23 protein-coding genes and 1 pseudogene are annotated in these 20523 nt (G+C 43.0%); 5 read left to right on the top strand and 19 right to left on the bottom strand.

What is annotated here, in order from left to right:
• Positions 1 to 45: 45 nt before the first annotated feature.
• On the bottom strand, positions 46 to 789 hold the full coding sequence (locus QNH43_RS05200; RefSeq protein ID WP_283917051.1) for a metallophosphoesterase family protein: 744 nt from the start codon (positions 787 to 789) through the stop codon (positions 46 to 48).
• Between the two features lie 216 nt (positions 790 to 1005).
• On the opposite strand from QNH43_RS05200, the gene QNH43_RS05195 reads away from it, so the two are divergent.
• Positions 1006 to 1149 (top strand): YjcZ family sporulation protein, encoded by a 144-nt coding sequence (locus QNH43_RS05195; RefSeq protein ID WP_076367446.1) that lies wholly within the window; start codon positions 1006 to 1008, stop codon positions 1147 to 1149.
• Between the two features lie 45 nt (positions 1150 to 1194).
• Here the strand turns inward: QNH43_RS05195 and QNH43_RS05190 are convergent, their stop codons facing one another.
• Positions 1195 to 1806 (bottom strand): DedA family protein, encoded by a 612-nt coding sequence (locus QNH43_RS05190; RefSeq protein WP_283917050.1) that lies wholly within the window; start codon positions 1804 to 1806, stop codon positions 1195 to 1197.
• 321 nt (positions 1807 to 2127) lie between these two features.
• Complete coding sequence (locus tag QNH43_RS05185; protein ID WP_283917049.1) at positions 2128 to 3093, bottom strand: NAD(P)H-dependent flavin oxidoreductase; 966 nt, start codon at positions 3091 to 3093, stop codon at positions 2128 to 2130.
• Positions 3094 to 3173: 80 nt separating this feature from the next.
• On the opposite strand from QNH43_RS05185, the gene QNH43_RS05180 reads away from it, so the two are divergent.
• Positions 3174 to 3686 carry a gamma carbonic anhydrase family protein gene (locus tag QNH43_RS05180; RefSeq protein WP_063232363.1) on the top strand — a complete coding sequence of 171 codons (513 nt, stop codon included), beginning with the start codon at positions 3174 to 3176 and terminating at the stop codon, positions 3684 to 3686.
• Positions 3687 to 3761: 75 nt separating this feature from the next.
• Here QNH43_RS05180 and paaX read toward each other — a convergent pair whose 3' ends face one another.
• The 14 genes from paaX to paaK all read right to left on the bottom strand — a co-directional run bounded on the left by paaX (position 3762) and on the right by paaK (position 15742).
• Positions 3762 to 4643: a phenylacetic acid degradation operon negative regulatory protein PaaX gene (gene paaX / locus QNH43_RS05175; RefSeq protein ID WP_283918289.1), complete on the bottom strand. Its 882-nt coding sequence runs from the start codon at positions 4641 to 4643 to the stop codon at positions 3762 to 3764.
• Between the two features lie 85 nt (positions 4644 to 4728).
• Entirely contained in the window at positions 4729 to 5508 is a 780-nt protein-coding gene (locus QNH43_RS05170; protein WP_076367456.1) for an enoyl-CoA hydratase-related protein, read from the bottom strand.
• Positions 5509 to 5573: 65 nt separating this feature from the next.
• Entirely contained in the window at positions 5574 to 6782 is a 1209-nt protein-coding gene (locus QNH43_RS05165) for an acetyl-CoA C-acyltransferase (protein WP_283917048.1), read from the bottom strand.
• Positions 6779 to 7651, bottom strand: a complete 873-nt coding sequence (locus QNH43_RS05160) for a 3-hydroxyacyl-CoA dehydrogenase (protein WP_283917047.1) — start codon at positions 7649 to 7651, stop codon at positions 6779 to 6781. The genes QNH43_RS05165 and QNH43_RS05160 overlap by 4 nt, the downstream gene beginning before the upstream one ends.
• 117 nt (positions 7652 to 7768) lie before the next feature.
• Complete coding sequence (locus QNH43_RS05155; RefSeq protein ID WP_283917046.1) at positions 7769 to 9289, bottom strand: aldehyde dehydrogenase family protein; 1521 nt, start codon at positions 9287 to 9289, stop codon at positions 7769 to 7771.
• Positions 9290 to 9312: 23 nt separating this feature from the next.
• Complete coding sequence (locus QNH43_RS05150) at positions 9313 to 10086, bottom strand: enoyl-CoA hydratase-related protein (protein ID WP_283917045.1); 774 nt, start codon at positions 10084 to 10086, stop codon at positions 9313 to 9315.
• Positions 10087 to 10096: 10 nt separating this feature from the next.
• Complete coding sequence (locus tag QNH43_RS05145) at positions 10097 to 10873, bottom strand: enoyl-CoA hydratase/isomerase family protein (protein ID WP_283917044.1); 777 nt, start codon at positions 10871 to 10873, stop codon at positions 10097 to 10099.
• Positions 10870 to 11175, bottom strand: a complete 306-nt coding sequence (locus QNH43_RS05140) for an EthD family reductase (RefSeq protein WP_230302802.1) — start codon at positions 11173 to 11175, stop codon at positions 10870 to 10872. The genes QNH43_RS05145 and QNH43_RS05140 overlap by 4 nt, the downstream gene beginning before the upstream one ends.
• Positions 11176 to 11195: 20 nt before the next feature.
• On the bottom strand, positions 11196 to 11693 hold the full coding sequence (gene paaD, locus QNH43_RS05135) for a 1,2-phenylacetyl-CoA epoxidase subunit PaaD (protein WP_076367470.1): 498 nt from the start codon (positions 11691 to 11693) through the stop codon (positions 11196 to 11198).
• Positions 11694 to 11717: 24 nt separating this feature from the next.
• The gene (gene paaC, locus QNH43_RS05130; protein ID WP_283917043.1) at positions 11718 to 12518 is read right to left on the bottom strand and encodes a 1,2-phenylacetyl-CoA epoxidase subunit PaaC; all 801 of its coding nucleotides are present in this window, start codon (positions 12516 to 12518) and stop codon (positions 11718 to 11720) included.
• Positions 12508 to 12867 (bottom strand): 1,2-phenylacetyl-CoA epoxidase subunit PaaB, encoded by a 360-nt coding sequence (gene paaB / locus QNH43_RS05125; RefSeq protein WP_101224273.1) that lies wholly within the window; start codon positions 12865 to 12867, stop codon positions 12508 to 12510. The genes paaC and paaB overlap by 11 nt, the downstream gene beginning before the upstream one ends.
• Before the next feature lie 18 nt (positions 12868 to 12885).
• Complete coding sequence (gene paaA, locus QNH43_RS05120; protein ID WP_283917042.1) at positions 12886 to 13842, bottom strand: 1,2-phenylacetyl-CoA epoxidase subunit PaaA; 957 nt, start codon at positions 13840 to 13842, stop codon at positions 12886 to 12888.
• Positions 13843 to 13971: 129 nt separating this feature from the next.
• Positions 13972 to 14211 carry a ferredoxin gene (locus tag QNH43_RS05115; protein ID WP_144550667.1) on the bottom strand — a complete coding sequence of 80 codons (240 nt, stop codon included), beginning with the start codon at positions 14209 to 14211 and terminating at the stop codon, positions 13972 to 13974.
• A gap of 202 nt (positions 14212 to 14413) precedes the next feature.
• Positions 14414 to 15742 carry a phenylacetate--CoA ligase PaaK gene (gene paaK / locus QNH43_RS05110; RefSeq protein WP_283917041.1) on the bottom strand — a complete coding sequence of 443 codons (1329 nt, stop codon included), beginning with the start codon at positions 15740 to 15742 and terminating at the stop codon, positions 14414 to 14416.
• 264 nt (positions 15743 to 16006) lie between these two features.
• Between paaK and QNH43_RS05105 the strand changes: the two genes are divergently transcribed.
• Genes QNH43_RS05105 through QNH43_RS05095 form a run of 3 tightly spaced genes read left to right on the top strand, consistent with a single transcriptional unit; the run spans position 16007 to position 18371 of the window.
• Positions 16007 to 16360, top strand: a complete 354-nt coding sequence (locus tag QNH43_RS05105) for a DUF485 domain-containing protein (RefSeq protein ID WP_283917040.1) — start codon at positions 16007 to 16009, stop codon at positions 16358 to 16360.
• The gene (locus QNH43_RS05100; protein WP_283917039.1) at positions 16357 to 17907 is read left to right on the top strand and encodes a solute symporter family protein; all 1551 of its coding nucleotides are present in this window, start codon (positions 16357 to 16359) and stop codon (positions 17905 to 17907) included. The genes QNH43_RS05105 and QNH43_RS05100 overlap by 4 nt, the downstream gene beginning before the upstream one ends.
• Before the next feature lie 17 nt (positions 17908 to 17924).
• On the top strand, positions 17925 to 18371 hold the full coding sequence (locus QNH43_RS05095; RefSeq protein ID WP_283917038.1) for a PaaI family thioesterase: 447 nt from the start codon (positions 17925 to 17927) through the stop codon (positions 18369 to 18371).
• A 361-nt stretch (positions 18372 to 18732) separates the two neighbouring features.
• Here QNH43_RS05095 and QNH43_RS05090 read toward each other — a convergent pair.
• Positions 18733 to 19247: pseudogene (locus QNH43_RS05090) on the bottom strand (hypothetical protein); the annotation flags it as partial.
• A complete protein-coding gene (locus tag QNH43_RS05085) occupies positions 19248 to 20510 on the bottom strand; it encodes a pyridoxal-phosphate-dependent aminotransferase family protein (protein ID WP_283917037.1) in 1263 nt (420 codons plus the stop codon). It lies immediately after the preceding pseudogene.
• Between the last annotated feature and the right edge of the window lie 13 nt (positions 20511 to 20523).

Below are 20523 nucleotides of genomic sequence, written 5' to 3'. Positions count from 1 at the left end.
CCTTTATGCTCAACATTTTCCCATACTTCATCAATTATAAACGTATTAGGCCTGCTGCCCGCCATGGAAGGCACGTATAATGAATTCATGCTCTGGAACTTGTAAACTTTGATACGATAACAGGAACGACGTATTATCATAGGCGACTTTTTCAAGCTTTACCTGTATACCGGAATTTTCAATCGTAACAATGGCATAAGGAGCAATTGGTTCACCATTGCAGCCAAGAGAACCAGGGTTCAGGAATATCGTCCGGTCATTTTTAAAGAGGTGGATAGGATGATGATGTCCAAATCCTATTAAATCGTGATGCTGATCTTTGAAAAGCATTTCTAAGTTATTTAAATTCGGTTCAACTATTTTACTAAATGGATTTTGGCTTATGTGCTCATCCAATTTCTTCGATTCCAAGTGATAATGGGTGAAGTAAACGGAGTGATCATTAATGATATGATGTATGGTTCGAGGCAATTTTTCCAATTCATTTATGAATTTCCGCTGCATCCTTTCAGCTATCCATTCATGATGCTCCTTAACATGAATATGACCGTCCGGATGCGGCTCCCCGTTAATGATGGCCAGGACAGCTTCATCATGATTTCCAGTTATCATCGATACATCATTTCTTGAAAATAAAAGTTCAAGGACTTCATTTGTATCAGGGCCAATCCCGACCATATCTCCCAGACAATAAAGTCGATCTATATCTTCCCTTTGATCAATATCCCTAAGAACGGCTTTTAACGCTGAAGCATTTCCATGCACATCCGTTATAATGGCAACTTTCATGACTTAGTTCAGCTCCCTTCCCCCACAATCCACATGGTATATTATAACATTCAAAACGAAATCAAAAAAATATTCGGGCTTATTTCCCCCTATTGCCCACGCCCATTTTTTATGAATAAGCAAACACTTCGGCCTAGAATACATAGTATGAAGTATTCCCGGTAAAGATGTTTTGCTAGGTATGTAATTCATTATATGTATTGAGGAGGAAATCAAATGGGTGGAAATTGTAACGATTGTTGCGACAGCGGCTTCGGCGGTTTCGATAACGGATTTGCACTGCTGATCGTATTATTCATCTTGTTGATCATCATCGGATGCAGTTGGGGATTCGGCGGCGGTTTCGGTGGATGCTGCTAATAATGACATAAATCAAAAAGGCGCCCGATCAAGGCGCCTTCTTTGTTATGAATTGACTTTTAGTTTTTGTCTTTGCTTTTGTTTTTGAGTCTTCATAATGAACCAAATGATTATAAGTGCGATGGGGATAAGCAAGAAATTCGCATATTGTGAAAAGATGGCTCCTGCCTGCTCCCATCTCGGTCCTAACTTGTACCCTAGATAAACATAAACGCTTGTAACAGGAAGCATCGCCATATAGGTATATAAAATGAATTTCCAAATACTCATTTTCAATATTCCGCATGGCAGCGAAACGGCGGTACGAATGCCTGGTACAAATCGACCAAAGAATGCAATTCCCCCACCAAACCTTTCAAAGAATCGGTCAGCCTTATTCAACTGCTCATTTTTGATCAAAAAGTATTTCCCGAACTTTAATACAAGCGGTCTCCCTCCATACTTGCCTAAAGCATAAAGCGTCAATGGGCCCGTTACCCCACCAAACGAACCGGCAAGGATCGTCAAGTATAAATTCATATCACCTTGATAAACCCAGTATCCAGCCAGTGGCAAAACGATTTCAGCAGGAATGAATTCAAAAGTCAATGCTAGCAACACACCGAAATAGGATAAAGATTTAAACGCTTCAATCATATCCATTATTAAAGTTTCCATAGAGGTTTCCCCTTTTCTAACTTTTATTACATATAAAAGGGGTGCTCCCAGATTGATTCTGGGCACCCCTTGATTTCAAATAGGACATTTTCCATTGTATCACAAGTTCAATCACATTTTCCCAAAATGTTATCCTAAAACAATGTACCTCATGGAGTCCATTTTATGTTTTCGGGCTATTCACATAAGGTTTGAAAAATGATCATATAATTTCAGAAGGTCCAGAAAGGAAAAAAGCTTGAGGACGATTGACCTCAAGCTTTAAGTAGTTTACCAAGGAATAAACCCATGAACTAATGACAAGATTGGCTCCCTCCGCTCTCAAATCATAAAAGGGGCAGAGAGCCTGCTCAATCCATCCTCCATTTGTTTTTTCGCATCTTTCATCATGCCATCAAGTAATTCCTTTACCGTGGGTATATCGTCAATCAATCCAGCGACCTGGCCGCTGTTCATGAATCCATTGTTAACATCGCCGTTCATCGCCCCATTAATATGATGGACTTCAGAGGTCATTTCACGATAATTTACAGGGGACAGTCCCTGTTTTTCCAAATCCAGGACCTTCTCGGAATATGGGTCCTTCAATACTCTTCTTACCTGGCCAAATGTTCTGCCCAGAATTACCGTATCATTGCCCATCGCTTCGATTAGTTTCTGTTTATATGACGGATGGAACGGTGCTTCTTGTGTAGCGATCAGCCTGGTCCCTAATTGGACTCCTGAAGCCCCCAACATCAATGCCGCTGCCAAACCCTGTCCATTTCCTATCCCGCCAGCGGCCAAAACTGGAAGCGTCACATGCTTGCTGATTTGCGGAATGAGTGTAAAGGTCGTCATTTCCAGGTTCGAATTGATGCCGGCAGCTTCAAACCCTTCTGCGACCAACACATCAGCCCCTGCGGCTTGCGCTTTTTGCGCATGCTTGACCGACGCAACGATGGCGATCACTTTCACATTCTTTTTTTGTAATAGTGGAATGAAAGGCGCAGGATTTCCTGCAGATAAGGAAACTACAGGTATATCATGCTTCAGGACAAGATTCACTAACTCATCAGTATATGGATTAACGTTTATTGGAATGTTCAACGCAAAATTGTTATTGGTTTTATCTTTAGTTTCGAGAATGATGGCTTCTACCTGTTCAGGATTCATGGTACCGCACCCTATTGTTCCTAGTCCCCCTGCATTGGATACTGCAGCTGCAAGACTTGCATTGCTTATATTCCCCATGCCGCCTTGTATAATGGGATATTTTATCGCAAAAAGTTCACAAATATATTTCACTTTTATCCCCCCCTGTCAATTTAATGTTATACTATATTCATTAGAAAAACAATTCTGACTTTTCAAAAAGGAGCGAGACTATGATTATTCCGTATAATAATAAAAAACCATCCATTGATGATACTGCTTTCGTGGCACCTGGCGCTCATTTAATCGGTGATATTTCGATTGGGAAAGACTCTACCATTTGGTTTAATGCAGTACTGCGCGGTGATGAAGATTCAATTACAATAGGAGAAAAATGCAGTATACAAGATAACTCCACCATTCATTTATTTGAAGGATGCCCAGTTGTAATTGAAGACGAAGTGACGGTTGGTCACAATGTTATCCTGCATGGTTGTAAAATAGGCAAACGGTCCATTATTGGAATGGGTTCAACGATATTGGATAATGTAGAGATCGGCGAAGAATGCATCATCGGAGCGAACACATTGATTTCCTCTGGCAAAATCATACCTCCACGTTCACTGGTTATTGGTTCCCCTGGGAAAGTGGTTCGCAGATTGAACAATAAAGACCTTGAATTGATCCAACTTTCCATCGATACATATGTTCAAAAAGGGAAAGACTTCAAAGGGATACTTGATTAATTATTGCAGAAGTCGAAAATGATAATGTGAAAAGAGCTTCTGCAAGTCGTCTTAGCGACTGGCTGAAGCTCTTTTTCACTTAATGATAAGTGGATGGTCCTTGGCATCATAGGTTTCGTCTTTCCGGCATAAATCATTGTTTTCCTGAAATACGCTTTCAAAGAAACGGCTTGCTGGTTCAGCCAAGACTTGATAATACTGGCTAAATAAAAGAGCGGCATGATTCCCATTCCACTTTGAAGGGAGAAGTTCCTTTGGCAGGCCCGGATCGATAAATAAAAATTTACGGTATTCATGCACCAAGTTCGTTCGTTCCACAAAACAATCGGCATCGGACATTTCGCCCCTGTTAATGATGCTTTGATGAACGATGAATTGTTTGCTGTATTTCTCGATGAATTCTTCATATTTATTTTCAATCTCTTCTAAATGCCAGCTTTTCTCTACAAGCGATTGGTTTTCTTTTGGACCTTTGTACTCCGAAATGAAAAAATCAACATATTTTTTGATGTCATATTTCTCGATTAAGCGATTGATTTGTTTCTCCAAATCATTAGGTGAAATCCAGCAACCACTTGAAAAACTGCCAAACCCGCTCCATAATAATTCTTTACGGAGATCATCCCGTAATTGCCGCTTATCTTCAGGGATCGTGTACATTAAGATACGCCATTTACCATCCCACTCATTCGGTTTCATCTTATATATGCGATTGGCCGCTTCATCCATTCTCTGTACACCGCGATCAGTCAAAAAATAATAGCTTTTATTTCCCTGCTTCTCTGACTGAATCCATCCTTGCTTGACCATTCGTGAAACGGCAACACGTACGCCCTGCTCATTATGGCCGAATTCCTTTAATAAACGAATTAAACTGCCTATCCAGATTTTATTACCATAGTTACGGATATAATCGCCGTATATCGTAAAAATCATGGATTGAGTGTTAGTACCTATCTTTCTCACCTCGCCCTTACATTGTTACTATTTTCACACGGAAGACATAATAATTATTATATCTTTTTTAAAAGAAAGCGCAATATTATTCACCAGTAAATCGTGCTTTTCTCCGTTCACTGAATGCCAGGAGCGCTTCCAATCTGTCTTGAGTCGGGATGGTCAATTCATAGGCTTTTCCCTCTATGGCCATTCCGGTTTGCAAATCCGTATTCAGTCCTTGGTCAATCGCATATTTGGCTTGTTTGACTGCAATCGGCCCATTTTTCATGATATTGGCTGCCAATTCCTCACAGGCTGACATCAGTTGATCCCTTGGCACGACCTTCAAAAGGATCCCTAATTGACATGCCTCTTCTGCAGTCAATTTTTTAGCGGTGAAGATCAATTCCTTCGCTTTCATTTCCCCAATCAATCTCGGCAGCCGCTGAGTACCGCCTGCCCCAGGAATAATGGCCCAGCTAGTTTCAGTGAGCCCCAAAGAAACACCTTCGGCAGCAGCAATTGCAAAGTCACATGAAAGCAGCCATTCAAATCCTCCCCCCAATGCATATCCATTGACGGCAGCTATCGTTGGCTGCGGAAGCCCTGCGATACTATTAAAAACATCGCGAATCGCTTTAACGTTCCTTCTTACTTCCGCATCATTCAAAGACTTCCTTTCTTTCAAATCCGCACCCGCGCTGAAGGCCTTTTCCCCTGCACCGGTGAAAATGACGACACGGATATCGCCGTCATAATAAACCGCATCGATGACTTCCTGAAGTTCACAAAGAGTCTCATAGTCGAAGCAGTTCAATACGTCGGGCCGATTCACTGTTACATAACCGATTTGATTTATCACTTTATAAATAATCTTGGACATGAGTCTTCTCCCCCTAAAAAAAATGACCCTTATGCAGATAAATCTAATAAGGGCCGGCCCCATCATCATTCTTTTTCAATATTTTCTATAATGGCTGAAATGCCTTGGCCAACGCCTACACACATCGTAGCAAGACCATAGCGGACATTCCGCTTTTTCATCTCGTGGACGAGCGTTGTTAAAATGCGCGCCCCGCTTGCACCTAGCGGATGGCCAAACGCTATTGCCCCGCCGTTGACATTCACTTTCTCCTGATCCAATTTCAATTGGCGGATGCACTCCAAGGATTGGGAAGCGAATGCTTCATTCAATTCCACTAGCCCGATGTCTTCAATCGTCAAGTTTGCCCTTTCCAATGCTTTTTTAGTGGCATGAATCGGGCCAAGGCCCATAATGGACGGTTCTAAGCCCGCTACCGCCCCTACAACATATTTGGCGAGGGGTTTCAATCCAAGCTCCCGTGCTTTTTCTGCACTCATCAAAAGTAATGCCGAGGCTCCATCATTTACGCCTGAAGCATTACCGGCCGTTATAGTGCCATCTTTAAAGATCGGTTTGAGTTTTTCCAACTTATCGATCGTCGTATCAGGACGAGGGTGTTCATCCTTCTCGATAATGACTTCATTCCCTTTACGATCCGTATATCGAACAGGTACGATTTCATTAATGAAACGCTCATTTTCCACTGCTTTTTTTGCTTTTTGCTGGCTTTGATACGCGAATTGGTCTTGATCCTCCCTTGAAACCGAAAAACGCCGTGCGACGTTTTCAGCCGTTTGAGGCATCGAATCCGTGCCATACATGTCTTTAAGTTTCTCATTCGTGAAGCGCCATCCGATCGTTGTATCCTGAAGCTCCATTGAACCCCGCGGAAATTCACTCTCAGGTTTGGCCATGACGTACGGCGCCCTTGTCATGCTTTCGGTACCGCCTGCGATATAAATATCGCCTTCACCTACAGCAATGGAGCGTGCAGCATACATGACGGCATCCAATCCTGATCCACACAAACGATTTATTGTCGTTCCAGCCACATTTACCGGAAGACCAGCTAAAAGGGCGGACATCCTGGCCACATCGCGATTATCCTCTCCTGCCTGATTTGCATTCCCGAAGATGACATCTTCAATTTGATCTGGCGGCAGCTCTGGATTGCGATCGGTCAGCGCCTTGATTACAATTGCACCGAGGTCATCCGGGCGAACGCTTTTCAAAGCTCCTTTATATCTTCCGATTGGTGTTCTCACAGCATCAATAATCACAACATCCTTCATTTCTTCACCAACTCGCCATCTTTTGTATAATCGTACACACCTTTACCTGTCTTGCGGCCGAGCCTGCCAGCTTTAACATACTGTTCAAGAAGAGGGGCCGGGCGGTATTTCTCACCAAGTTTACTATGTAAATATTTTAAATTATTCAAACGGGCATCCAATCCCACCAAATCACCTAGCTCAAATGGTCCCATTGGGTAATTCAGCCCTAACTTTATTGCCTTATCGATTTCTTCTGGTGTACCTAAACCTTCTTGAAGCATAAAGAACGCTTCATTACCAACCAAACAGCTGATCCTGCTGGTTACAAACCCAGGGAATTCATTAATGACCACGGTTTCTTTCCCCATTTTTCCGGCTACCTCTTTTATTATGGCTGCCGTTTCATCACTGGTTTCGAGACCACGTACAATTTCGACGAGCGGCATCTTTTGTACAGGATTGAAAAAATGCATGGCAATCGTTTTTTCAGGACGCTTTCCATAAGAACCAATTTCAGTAGGGCTCATCGTGGAAGTATTGGTTGCAAAGTAACAGTCTTTTTTTGCATGGACTTCAATCGTTTCGAAGACTGCCCTCTTAATTTCCGCCTTTTCCGGAACTGCCTCTATGATCAAGTCCGCAAATGCTGCTGATTCTTTCAAATTGGAAGAATAGGAGAATCTGCTTTTTGCAGCTGCCGCTTCTTCCTGGGTGATTTTTTGGTAGCGTACACCCTTCTCAAAAATTTCATCGATCTCTTTTCTTGCACTTTCCAAAGCATCCTGATTCACATCCACCAGTACTACATTAAAGCCTCCAGTTGCTCCTACATAAGCTATTCCCCTGCCCATGACACCAGATCCGACAATCACCAGATTTCTAATCATTCGTTCATTCCTCCTTCAAAAATAAATAGGGCTGGCCACGATGAATCAGATCAGCATTCATCCATTCCTGAATTACTTTTCCGACATACCGATTCAGCCAGCCGCCTATTTTATGTTTTATTGAATTCCAAAGGGATTTAAGGGACGGCTTCCATGATAGGAAATGATGCTTTTCGTTTCTGTATAAAGATCAAGTGTCTCAATACAAAGTTCCCGGCCGAATCCTGATTGTTTATACCCTCCGAAAGGTGTTCCAGGAAATGCGGAGAATGGGCAATTCACCATGACGATTCCCGCTTCTATTTGATTGGCCACTCTAGTCGCACGCCCGCCATCTTTTGTCCATAGGGCTGAACCCAAACCGAACTCCGTATCATTTGCGAGTCTCACGGCTTCTTTTTCATCTTTGAATTTCATTATGACAACGACCGGTCCGAATATTTCCTCTTTCACTACATCCATTTCATGATTGACATTCGCTATGACCGTCGGCTCATACCAAAAACCGTTTTCGAAACCTTCAATGACAGCTGGCTTACCCCCTGTCAGGATTTTCGCTCCATCAGTAATGGCAGATTGCACATAATTGTCGATGACATCCAATTGCCCTTGATCGATGACTGCACCGACGTGTGTTTCTTTGTCGAGTGGATTGCCCAATTTCAATTTTTTCGTTTTTTCCACGAATCTGGCAACGAATTCGTCGTATATGTCTTCATGTACGTATAAACGGGATCTAGCTTCGCAGGATTGTCCAGTATTGTAGAATATGCCATATAATGATCCATCGATGGCTGCTTCAAGGTCCGCATCTTCAAAGACAATATTAGGGGACTTCCCGCCAAGCTCCAATGTCACCCTTTTTAATGTCTGTGAAGCTTTCCCCATGAGATCCCTGCCGATTGGCGTAGAACCCGTGAAGGCAACCTTATTCACTTTCGGATGCTCGACAAGGTAATTCCCTACGTCCGATCCTGGACCTGGAATGATATTGACCACGCCGGAAGGAACACCAGCTTCTAAACAGATTTCCCCTAATACAATTGCCGTCAATGGCGTTAACGAAGCTGGCTTAACAATGACAGAACAGCCAACTGCAATTGCAGGTGCAATTTTCCACGCCGCCATCATCATAGGGTAATTCCAAGGGATGATTTGAGCACAAACACCTACTGGCTCTTTTTCCGTATAGTTATGGAATTGACCAGGTACATTATTGACAGATCCGCGGTGTGCAACTAAAGCGCCTGCATAAAATTCGAAATCTTCAATTGCCTGCATGACTTGACCTTGTGCTGCAGAAATGGATTTGCCGCTGTTCAGAACTTCCAATTCAACCAATTCATTAAAGCGTGAACGCATGATTGCTGCAATTTTGTTCAATACACGAGAACGTTTATTAATCGGAGTCCTTTTCCATTTCCCATTATCAAATGCTTCACGTGCAGCTTGAACGGCTTTTTCTGCATCTTCCTTTGTTGCCTTTGCAACCTTGGCAATGATTTCACCAGTCGCAGGATTGTACGCATCAATCGTGGAACCATCAGAGCTTTCCACTCTTTCTCCATTTATGATCAGATGATAATAATCACGCTTCATTTCCGCTTTTTCAAATGCCGCCTCTTGAACTCTTACCATGTAATCCCACTCCCTTTTCTATATTACTTGCCTATGAATTGAGCCTTCCTTTTTTCAATGAATGCTGCCACACCTTCTGCATAATCCTTCGTTAAGCCAGCAATTCGCTGACCCTCCGCTTCTTCTTTTAAGTATTCTTCCAATGAAAGGTGATAGGACGCCTCTAAGTATCTTTTAATTAACCCGATTGCTTTAGTTGGCTTGTTCGCGATATTCTCTGCAAAGGCTTTCAATTGCTCGTTCCATTCTTCCACACCGATCACTTTTGTAGCGAGCCCGATATTTTTCGCCTCGCTAGCCGGAACCTTTTCCCCCAATAAAGATAATTCCAAGGCTTTCGCATGACCAACGATTCGCGAAAGGTAATACAGATTCCCCGAATCAGGTATCAAACCGATATTGACAAAAGCATTTACAAAACTGGCTTTTTCAGAAACAAGCCGGAAATCGCATGCCAGTGCCAGGCTGAAGCCAGCCCCTGCAGCCACTCCATTGACTGCTGCAATGATCGGTTTTTCACAGCTTGCTAATTGCTCCATCATCGGACCGTAGTCTTCGCGCAGCATCCGGCCTAAATTCATGTCCTCATCAACTGCCGATAAATCTTGCCCCGAACAAAAGGCCCTGCCTTCCCCCGTAATGATAATGGCCCGTACTTCATCTGACCCCGCAGATATTTTGATCGCTTTCCGTATTTCCTTATTCATTTGGGACGTAAAGGCATTAAGTTTATCAGGACGGTTCAAAGTAAGCCAAGCCACTCCATTTTCAACCCTATATTTAATCGTTTCGTACATAGAGCACCCCTTATCCGCCTGTAAATTTCGGCTCCCTTTTTTCAACAAATGCTTTCATTCCTTCTTTTTGGTCCTCTGATGCAAAAAGAATATAGAAGTTCTTCCGTTCAAATTGCATGCCCTCATTTAAGGGATAATCAACTGCCTTATTAACGGATTCTTTGATCAGCCTCACCGCTAACGGGGGTTGCTTTGCTATCTTTCTAGCAAAATCAACCGTTTCTTCCATTAACAATTCAGGTGCCACGATCTTATTAATGAAACCATATTGCAGGGCTGTCTTTGCCTTTATCCTTTCTGCCGTCAATATCCATTCAAGTGCCTTCGGCTTGCCTACCAATTTGGTCAACCTTTGGGTTCCTCCTGCACCAGGCATGACCCCTAGTGTCACTTCCGGAAAGGAAAACTGGGTATCGCTGGCGGCAATCAGGAAATCGCAGGATAAAGCAAGTTCAAAACCACCACCGAATACAAAACTTTTCACTGCACCAATCACAGGCTTCTTGACTAGGCTTATTCGGTCCCAATCAGCAAATTGGTTCGTTAACTCCATACTGATTGGATTGTCGTTCACCATCTCGTCAATATCAGCTCCAGCGGAGAATGCTTTTCCATTACCCGATAGCAAGATCACCTTCACTTGTGGGTCCAGGTCGAATTCTTCCATGGTTGAAACTATTTCCCTAACCATTTTCCTGTTAAGGGCATTCAGTTGCTTCGGCCGATTTAAGAAGATATATCCAATGCCTTCCGCGATTGACGTTTCAATGAATTGAAGGGCATTCATTTTATTTCTTCGCCGATCATCATCGTTACAAGTTTCCCGGCAAAGCCCATAAGGTCCTTCCCTGATGCTTTTCCTTCCGGCGAACGCATTCCTTGCTGCAATGCTTCGTGGTCTTCATAATACATTTCACAAAGAATGTAATATTCGGAGTCTTTGCCCATTGGGGTCCCTACAATTTTAGTGACCTCCATTTTTTGAAGACCTGGAATTTTTTCCGTTATCGGACCATGTACATTGAAATAGTGCTCATCGAATTCTTCCTTGTTTTCAGGTTGTTTGTATAGGGCGATTAACTTTACCATTTTATAGAACCTCCATTGTATTAGATTATTTTTATCATCGGTTTCATCGCTTCGAACGGATTTTTGCATGCTTTACAATATAAAATGCTGCGGCAGGCCGTTGGACCGAAGATATTTTCCATCGTGACATATGTCGATTCACAATACGGGCAATCCACATGCCATGATCCATCACTTTTCATTTGTCGAGGTGGAGGGGAGATTCCGAAAACCTTCAATCCAGCTTTCCCTTTTTCCGTGATTCGATCGGATGTCCACGAAGGGGAACGTAAAAATTCCACATTTACATTTTTTACGGCAGGCAGCTGACGAAGGGCTGTTTCCACATTTTTTTGGATGATCGACAATGCCGGGCACCCAAGAAAAGTTGGCAGCATTTTTACCGAAACGTCCTTGCCCGAAATCGTCACGTCTTCAACCATCCCCAAATCCAGGATACTTACTGTATCGATTTCGGGATCTTTAACGTCTTCCAGGAGCTTATAAATTTCTTCTGTGTTTAACTGTATGGTCGACATGGTACCCCTCCCCTTTCCATTGATTCACCATGAAGCCGCTTTATCGGTTGCGTACACTTCACTTAACGTTTCTAGCGCCTTTTCCAAATCTTCCGTATGCTGGCCATTACGACCATCACCTCTTGCCATGCCAATTTCAATAGTTGTTGCTAAACCTACACTTTCAAAAATCGGGGTGATAGCCTCGATCCATTTTTTCTGTAAATCAGCTTCGCCTTCTATCAAGCCAAGCTCCACCATTTCCTCTCCATATTGTCCAAGTGAAAATACGCCGGCAAAATCCGGCATTGTTTTCCCAATCGCCGCTTTCATTCTCGAAACCGCTTCCAAGTGGCCAGATCCCAGCAATTGAACGAACCATGTTTTCCAGTGCATCAAATGATAGTAAAGTTCCATCTGTACCTTTTGTGCCACTTCAGCAAGCGGTGCATATGAACATGAATGAAGGGATTGAACCTTAATCGCTTTGGCTTGGGTATAAAAATAATTCCGCACTACCGCAAACGCCCAATCATATTCCGGATCTTTCATATAGTAACCAGGACCATTGACCAATTCGAGAATGATTGCATTGCGCCGTTCCTTGGCGGGACGGTCGTGAGCCAGTTTATCAGCATCCCCTTCACCGAGTTCATCCAGTAATTTATAATATATGGCTGCATGACCCATCGTGTCTTGTGATATCGAAGCGGATGCAACATCTTCTTCGATATGCGGTGCGAGTCCAAGCCATTCTGCACCACGGTAAGAATGGATGAAGTCATCGTCCGCCAGTTGAAGCAGCAATTCCTTGATAGCGATGTCCTTCAATGATTCATTCCTCATTTTTCACACCTCCAGCCCAAGACATTATCTCTTTTTCATCGAGCATTCCCTGCTCATACTTCCGCCATTTTTTCTTTAAATACCCGTACCCTTTTGTGGTCCTGTAATCTTTATTATCAATACGTTGAAGCGTTTTCTTTTCCTCGGCCGTCATTTTCCGTATATTCTGTCTTTTCACGACCCAGATATCATCAACCGCTTCACGTCTCATGAAGTTTTCTTGTGCCATCATGATGGCGATATCCTCATTTGGGGCCAGCAGGCTGAAGTGGTATTGAACGGGCGATGATTGCGTTTTACGGCTGAATACTTCAAATTCTTCAAAGTAATTTCCTTGTCTAGTTTCCATATCGTCCTTCCCCCTCCATTAGATGACCTTTGGCGCCAACGCCTCACGTACCCATTTATTATTTTCATAAGAGATTCTTCGAAGGCTTAGGCGATCCTGCGAACGGGGGCCTTCATTCCTTGCGAGCACCTTCAATTTCCCCCAATCGGGTTGTTTGTAAATCCAAGTTTCAGATGTTTTATCGAACCTAAGCGTTTCATCGGGAATGCTAAAACCGAGTGAAAGGATCCGCTTCACATATTTAGAAAAAAAGGCTTGTCGAAGCTCTTCATTCGTACTGGTTCTGATTCTGTACTTAATCGTTATATCCTGTTTGGATGTGCCCACTTCATTCTTGCTGGGAGGTCCAAAGAAAAGTAATAAAGATTCCCACCAATAATCGATGGAGTCTTGAACCAATTTCCTTTGTTCTTCCGTCCCTTCAGCCAAAGCCATGATTATCGCTTCACCATGTTGGGCGTGAAAAACTTCTTCCGCGCAAATCCTTTGTAATGCCCGGGCATATGGTCCGTATGAGGCACCAAGCATGTTCGTCTGGGAAATGATGGCTGCTCCATCAACCAGCCAGCCAATCAATCCAGCATCGCCCCAAGTTTTGGCTTCCATATGGAAAACATTATGAAACTTTAAATCTCCTTTAAACAAATCTTGCATTAGGTCATCCCGTTTTTTTCCGTACGGCTTTAGCAAATCCTCGGCGACCCGAAGCAATAATTGCCCATGCCCCATTTCATCCTGCACCTTTGCCATGATTCCAAGTTTTCTATTTAAGGTCGGTGCTTTAGGCACCCACTCCTTTTCTGGAAGCGCCCCCATGATTTCACTGATTCCATGCATCGATATTAACTTGATTAAAGTGCCCCGGTATTCTTCCGGCATCCAATCATCCGCTTCTATCTTTTCTCCTGCTTCGATTCTGGCAATGAATTGATTTAGCTTTTCTTCTCCTGCCATATCATTTAAAAGAACGTTCATCCAAATCACCTCTTTTTTTATAATATAACGTTTATATAACGTTATTATATTTTATTGTTATATTTAATGCAAGACTATTCTGTCTTTTTTCATAATAAAAGGAAATTATCAGGGGATTTCACTAATCTTTTAATCTACCAATACCTTAAAGGGCGAAGTTTCCACTTTAATTGAATCTGTTGGGCAGCCTTCCATTGCATCATCCAGATCATCAAATAAATCTTCCGCGACCTCTGCAGTTCCTTCATTTTCATCCAGGATGACAAATGCCACCCCCTCGTCATTGTAATCAAAGATTTCCGGGGCAGCAGCACCGCATGCACCGCAAGCAATGCAAGTTTCTTGATCAACAACTGTATATTTAGCCAAGATGCCCTCCTCCTTCACTATTTCATGTTTGGTTCTTATCTCCGCTTTCATTAAGAAAAAAATCCATGGTTAACCACGAATGCATCCGCTTTATGTATCGCGTTTTCACACCACTTGTTCGAGTTCTTGAGCTTCACGTATTTCAATCGGTACTAAAGCAGTCATATACTGAACGTCAGAATTATGTTCATGAGCACTGAATTTATAAACTAATGACTTCATCCTTCCGCTTATCAACGACACGAATGGCTTTTCCTTCTGAACGGGGTATGCTTTTTGGAATGTTGACAACAACATCCATCGTTACAAGACATGCAGATTTTAAATGATGCTGAATCGTTTTCCTTAATATAGCAACATTTCCATGCGTTAAGTCTTCTTCAATCTCCCTGTAGAAACCGCTTTCAATTTCAATATGCAGTTCAACACCATCCATTTTCCCCTTCTTAACGAGATGAATCTGATAATGAGGCACAATTCCCTCCATTTGGAATAATACACGCTCAATTTCAGATGGAAATACATTCACTCCCCTTACTATGATCATATCATCCGTCCTGCCTTTAACACGGGACATTCTTGTTGTGGTACGCCCGCATTTACACGGTTCATGGGTAATTGAGGCGATATCACCCGTCCGATAACGAATGATTGGCAGCGCTTCCTTTGTAAGGCTGGTAAAGACAAGTTCCCCATCTTCGCCGTCCTTCACTGGTTCAAGCGTGTCCGGGTTAATGACCTCGACAAGAAAATGGTCTTCTGCGATATGCAGTCCATCCTGTGCTTCATGGCATTCAATCGCAACTCCAGGCCCCATGATTTCACTTAGTCCGTAAATATCGATGGCTTTCAAATTCAGTTTTCTCTCAAGTGTTGCCCTCATTTCCTCTGACCATGGCTCAGCTCCGAAAATCCCATACTCAAGCCCATTATCTGCAGGATCAATCCCCATCTCTTCCATCTTTTCGGCGATATTCAAAATATAAGTGGGGGTTCCACAAATGCCGCGTGGTTTAAAATCATTGATGATCGTAATCTGCCGATCGGTATTCCCCCCTGAAATGGGCACTGTCGCAACTCCTAGTTTTTCTGCACCGCAATGCAAACCGAGGCCCCCGGTAAAAAGACCATATCCATATGCGTTATGGAAAATATCTGACTTGCGACCTCCTGCAGCTACAATTCCACGTGCGACGATTGTTGCCCAGTTTTCCAAATCATTTTTCGTATACCCGACAATTGTAGGCTTTCCGCTTGTTCCGGATGAACCATGAATGCGTGTGACATCCTCCATCGGAACGGCGAATAAACCGAATGGATACTGATCGCGAAGAGTCTGTTTTTTTGTAAAAGGAAGCTTCATCACATCGTTTAGAGTTTGAATATCTTCTGGTTCCAGGCCCATCTCCCTAAATTTTTCTCTGTAATAAGGTACATTTTCATATACATGGCTTATCGTTTTTTTTAGGCGAGCCAATTGTAAACTTTCCATTTCAGGACGCGAAGCCGTTTCAATTTCCGGATTGTACATTGTTTTTGTCCCCCTCAATTTTACTATTGTCCCATCTGACATACATAACGGTAATAAAACGGATATTAAATTATTGTTATGATTTATTTCAAGATTAATACGTCATTTCTACGTTGTCAATAATGTTTTTTTAATTCAGAAAAATGACCGAACAAACAAAAAAGTAATTTACTAAATTTTCAGACTATGTTAATTTTAACAATGATATATCATTTTATCAAACACTCGTTTTAAAAACGTTCTATATCAAAAAGGGGGCTTTCTATGGAATCAACAGCTAAAACTGGGCATCCACCATCAGGTCATGACAGCGGAAATAAGTATCGTCAATTAATTGAAACGGAAGAATTCAAGTTTTTGCTTCAAAAGAAAAAAGCTTTCATCGTACCTGTCACTCTCTTCTTTCTTGCTTTTTATTTTGTTCTGCCTATTTTAGCTGCTTATAGCGAAGTATTGAAAGGTGAAGCTTTTTTCAATATTACTTGGGCGTGGGTATATGCACTTCTCCAATTTGCCGTAGTATGGTTAGGAGGAATTGTCTATATCAAAAAGGCAGCGAAGTATGACAAGCTGGCTAAAAATATCTTGAAAAAATATGAGAAGGAGCTTGGTGAATGAGCATTTTATCCCTCACACTTTTTTTGGGCATCATTTTGTTAACGCTTACAATAACCTATTACTCTTCTAAGAAGACGAAAAATGCCAGTGATTTTTATACTGCCGGCGGCGGATTGACAGCATGGCAAAATGGATTGGCCGTGGCAGGTGACTTTATGTCAGCCGCTTCTTTCCTGGGAATTACAGGTGCAATCGCACTTATTGGTTTCGATGGCTTTTACATGAGCATCGGGAACCTTGTTGCCTTTCTTGTCTTATTGTACCTTGTGTCGGAACCACTTCGCAATCTAGGTAAGTTTACGCTGGCAGACATGATTTCAGCACGCTTCAAATCAAAAAAAGTGCGAGGGATAGCTGCCGCCAATACACTTGTCATTTCAATCTTTTACATGATTGCACAACTTGTTGGTGCAGGGGGATTAATTAAACTGCTGCTCGGCATCGATTATTGGCTATCCGTCCTACTTGTCGGTGTATTGATGACGATTTATGTAATTTTCGGCGGGATGAGAGCGACAAGCTGGGTGCAGATCACCAAAGCGGTTCTCTTACTAGGCGGTTCCGCTGTGCTGACGTTCATCGTATTTTCCCGTTTTAATTTCAACATTTCAGAGATGTTCCATCATGTCCAAACTGCAACCCCACTCGGAAAGGAATTTTTGAATCCTGGAAATAAATACACCGATGGACTCGACATGATTTCATTTAATATGTCGCTTGTCCTTGGAGCAGCAGGCCTTCCGCATTTACTCGTCCGCTTCTTTACAGTAAAGGACGCAGCTACCGCAAGGAAATCCGTCGTTTATTCTACATGGTTTATAGGGATATTTTTCATCATGACGATTTTCCTTGGTTTCGGTGCTGCATCTTTCGTCGGTTTTGAGCGGATCGTCGAAGCAAACTCGGCTGGAAACATGGCCGCGCCCCTTCTTGCTTTAACCATGGGCGGTGAATTTTTATTCGCATTCGTTTCTGCTGTGGCATTTGCCACGATTTTAGCGGTTGTATCCGGTCTTGTTTTAACGTCAGCATCCGCTTTTGCACATGATATATACGGTGAAATCATCAAGGAAGGAAAGATTACGGAAAAACAGCAAATACTCGTCGCCCGAATGGCTTCTGTCGGCGTAGCTGTCATTTCGATTTTACTTGCATTATTTGCACAATCAATGAATGTCGCTTTTCTTTCAGTCCTCGCGCTTGGAATTGCTGCAAGTGCCAATTTACCGATCATCCTTTGCACAATATATTGGAAACGCTTCAACGCAACCGGAGCGATCACAGGAATGTTATTCGGGTTACTCAGTTCCATCATACTGGTCATGCTCAGTCCCAATGTATGGAATCCGGAACCAGGAATGGGTATATTCACAGGCAATCCCCTCTTCACGATGAGCAACCCGACCATTTTCACCGTACCGCTTGGCTTTATTGGAGCCTACTTAGGTACAATCTTGTCAAAGGCAAAAGATGAGGAAAACACTTTTCCTGAAGTACTGTTCAAATCTAACACAGGATATGGGATAAGTTCAGCAAAAGACCATTAATAAAAAGGGGGATTTTCATGACCACACATTTAGATCAGGATGTTCATGAATTGCATTACGACCAAATTAAACAAGTACTGCTCGACGAACCATATGCTTCTTTTCTCGGGATGAGATTGACGAAACTCGGTCCCGGCACAGCTGAAGCAGAATTGATTCCAAGTGACCACATGCTAAATAGCCATGGAACGGTTCACGGTGCCATTATCTTTTCACTTGCTGATTATGTATTCGCAGCAGCCAGCAATTCATATGGCAAAATAGCGGTTGGCGTTTCAAATAATATCAACTTCTTATCAGCTGGCAAACGGGGGGAGACTTTAACCGCTAAAGCGAAAGAGATAAAGAAAAACCATAAACTGGCATGGTATAAAATAGACGTGTTAAATGAAAGGGAATTGATCGCAACCATGGAGGCGATGGTATTCAGGAAAAATCAATATTTCGTCGACCATGTTGAATAAGGAACGTTTGAAACCGGACAAGTAATCCACTTGTCCGGTTTCTTTTCCCTTGATTTGCCCATGATGCATGCGCAGAGCTGAAAAAAAGGGGGGGGATTCCCGATTCGGAATCCCCCCTTATTATGAATTCAATTGCCCCGAACCTTATTTGCCAAGCCTTCTCCCTAGTTTTTGACCCGCAAGCCGGAATCTATCACTTTTAGCCACTCCCTACGCTCCCCTTCACTTATTACATCAATCTGATAAACTATTTTCCCTTTATTAATGGTAACCGTGATTTGGCAAGGAAAGGTAGGGCCCATATAAACGCTTTGCTTATGTTTTGCGAACACTCTTCAAAAATATTATGTATGGCAGGATCTTTCAGTTCATAAGGGCATGGTGAGTGGTCGGAAGAAATCATATCGAATTTCCCTTCTATATAAATAGGTAATCAATCTTTCTTGTTCTTCTCTTCCCCTAAGTGGGGAAGCGCATTTTGCAACCGCACTTTTTCTATTAAATCCTCCTGATTGAATAATAAATAATGCGGATACGTCTCAACGTAAAAGGGTGAAATCATGCGCTCGTTCAAACTCCTCATTTCCCGTCGCTGAGAGAAAAGCTTTAAACCCAATGACTCCGGCGAGATCCACTAAATCATCGATATTACCCGGGACCATTCCTCTCAATAATCCAAAGTCTATAACCGACTTCATCTCACCGAGCTTGCCCTTTTCAAGGAGAGACTTTCGAACGACTGTTGAAGGGATTCCATACAATGGCATATCGAAATATGTGGTGCAGCCTCCCGCCGCCATCATTTGCGATCCAGTTTCAAAGCCTTCCCAATGAGCGCAGCCAGGTTCGCTGAAGATGCACATGGACATCAATTACTCAAAGAGATCCTCGTGATGCTGCCACTTTCTCCGTTTTTCCTACATACACATCAAGCGCAGCCTGCAAAGCCTCTCCCCGATTAACTTGGAACCCCTGGCGCAAAAGGACAGCTTCCAAGGAGGCCAATACAAACAGGATGTTTTCTTTCCTGCAACTGAACCCCATGGTTCCGATCCTCCAAATTTTCCCGTGAAGCGGACCAAACGAGGAAGCGATTTCGATACCAAATTCATTCAACAGCATGGCTCTAACAGCTTCACCATCGATTCCTTTTGGAATTTCGATGGAAGTTACACATGGAAGTTTATTTTTCCCATCCCCGAATAAAGTAAGTCCCATTGCCTTGATCCCTTCAACGAGAGCAGATTCGTGGAGTTCATGACGGGCAAAGCGCGTTTCCAGACCTTCTTCGAGTACAAGGCGCAACCCTTCACGTAACGCATAAATCATGGAAGTAGCTTCTGTATGGTGATTCAAACGGCGAGGCCCCCAATAATCCTGCAGCATGCTTAAATCGAAATAATTACTGGCGATTGGCCGGCGGACCGAAACCTTTTGGTTGTCTTCATCCGTCGCAATACCACGTTCCACCTTTTTGCGGGACTGGATGATTTCTTCTATTCGCTCATTATACGTAATCGGTGCCATACCCGAAGGAACGGATAAGCATTTTTGTGTCCCGCCTATCAATCCATCAATACACCATTCATCCACCTTTACATCGGTGCCCCCGATGGAGGCAACCGCATCCACCACAAGCAGGACTCCCAATTCACGGCAAGCCAACCCGATTTCCTTCAAAGGCTGCATACAACCAGTGGAAGTTTCCCCATGGACGATTGCTGTTATTTTAGGGGAGACCTTCTTGATTTCCGCGATGACGGCTTCCGGTTCGAACACCTCTCCCCAAGGACATTCCATCGTATGGACTTCAGCTCCGTATCGCTCACAAATTTCCACCAACAAATGACCGAACCTGCCGAATATAGGAACCAGAACCTTATCTCCTGGCTCAATGATGCTACATAGGATCGCTTCATTTCCCGATCTTGAGGTGCCATCTATCGGAAACGCCCATTTATTTTTTGTTTGAAAAACCAAACGCAGCATTTCCATCACTTCATTCATGATAGTAGTGAATGCAGGATCGAATTGCCCTAATATCGGTGTGCTCATCGCCCTTAAGACACGCGGGTCCACTTCGACCGGCCCTGGTGTCATGATCGTTCTCATCGGTGCATTCAATTCTGAATATGCCATTTTAACCAACTCC

Source organism: Peribacillus simplex, from assembly GCF_030123325.1.
Lineage (GTDB): Bacteria > Bacillota > Bacilli > Bacillales > DSM-1321 > Peribacillus > Peribacillus simplex_D.
Note: the sequence above shows the minus strand (reverse complement) of the source record. Positions and strands in the feature narration are given on the sequence as shown.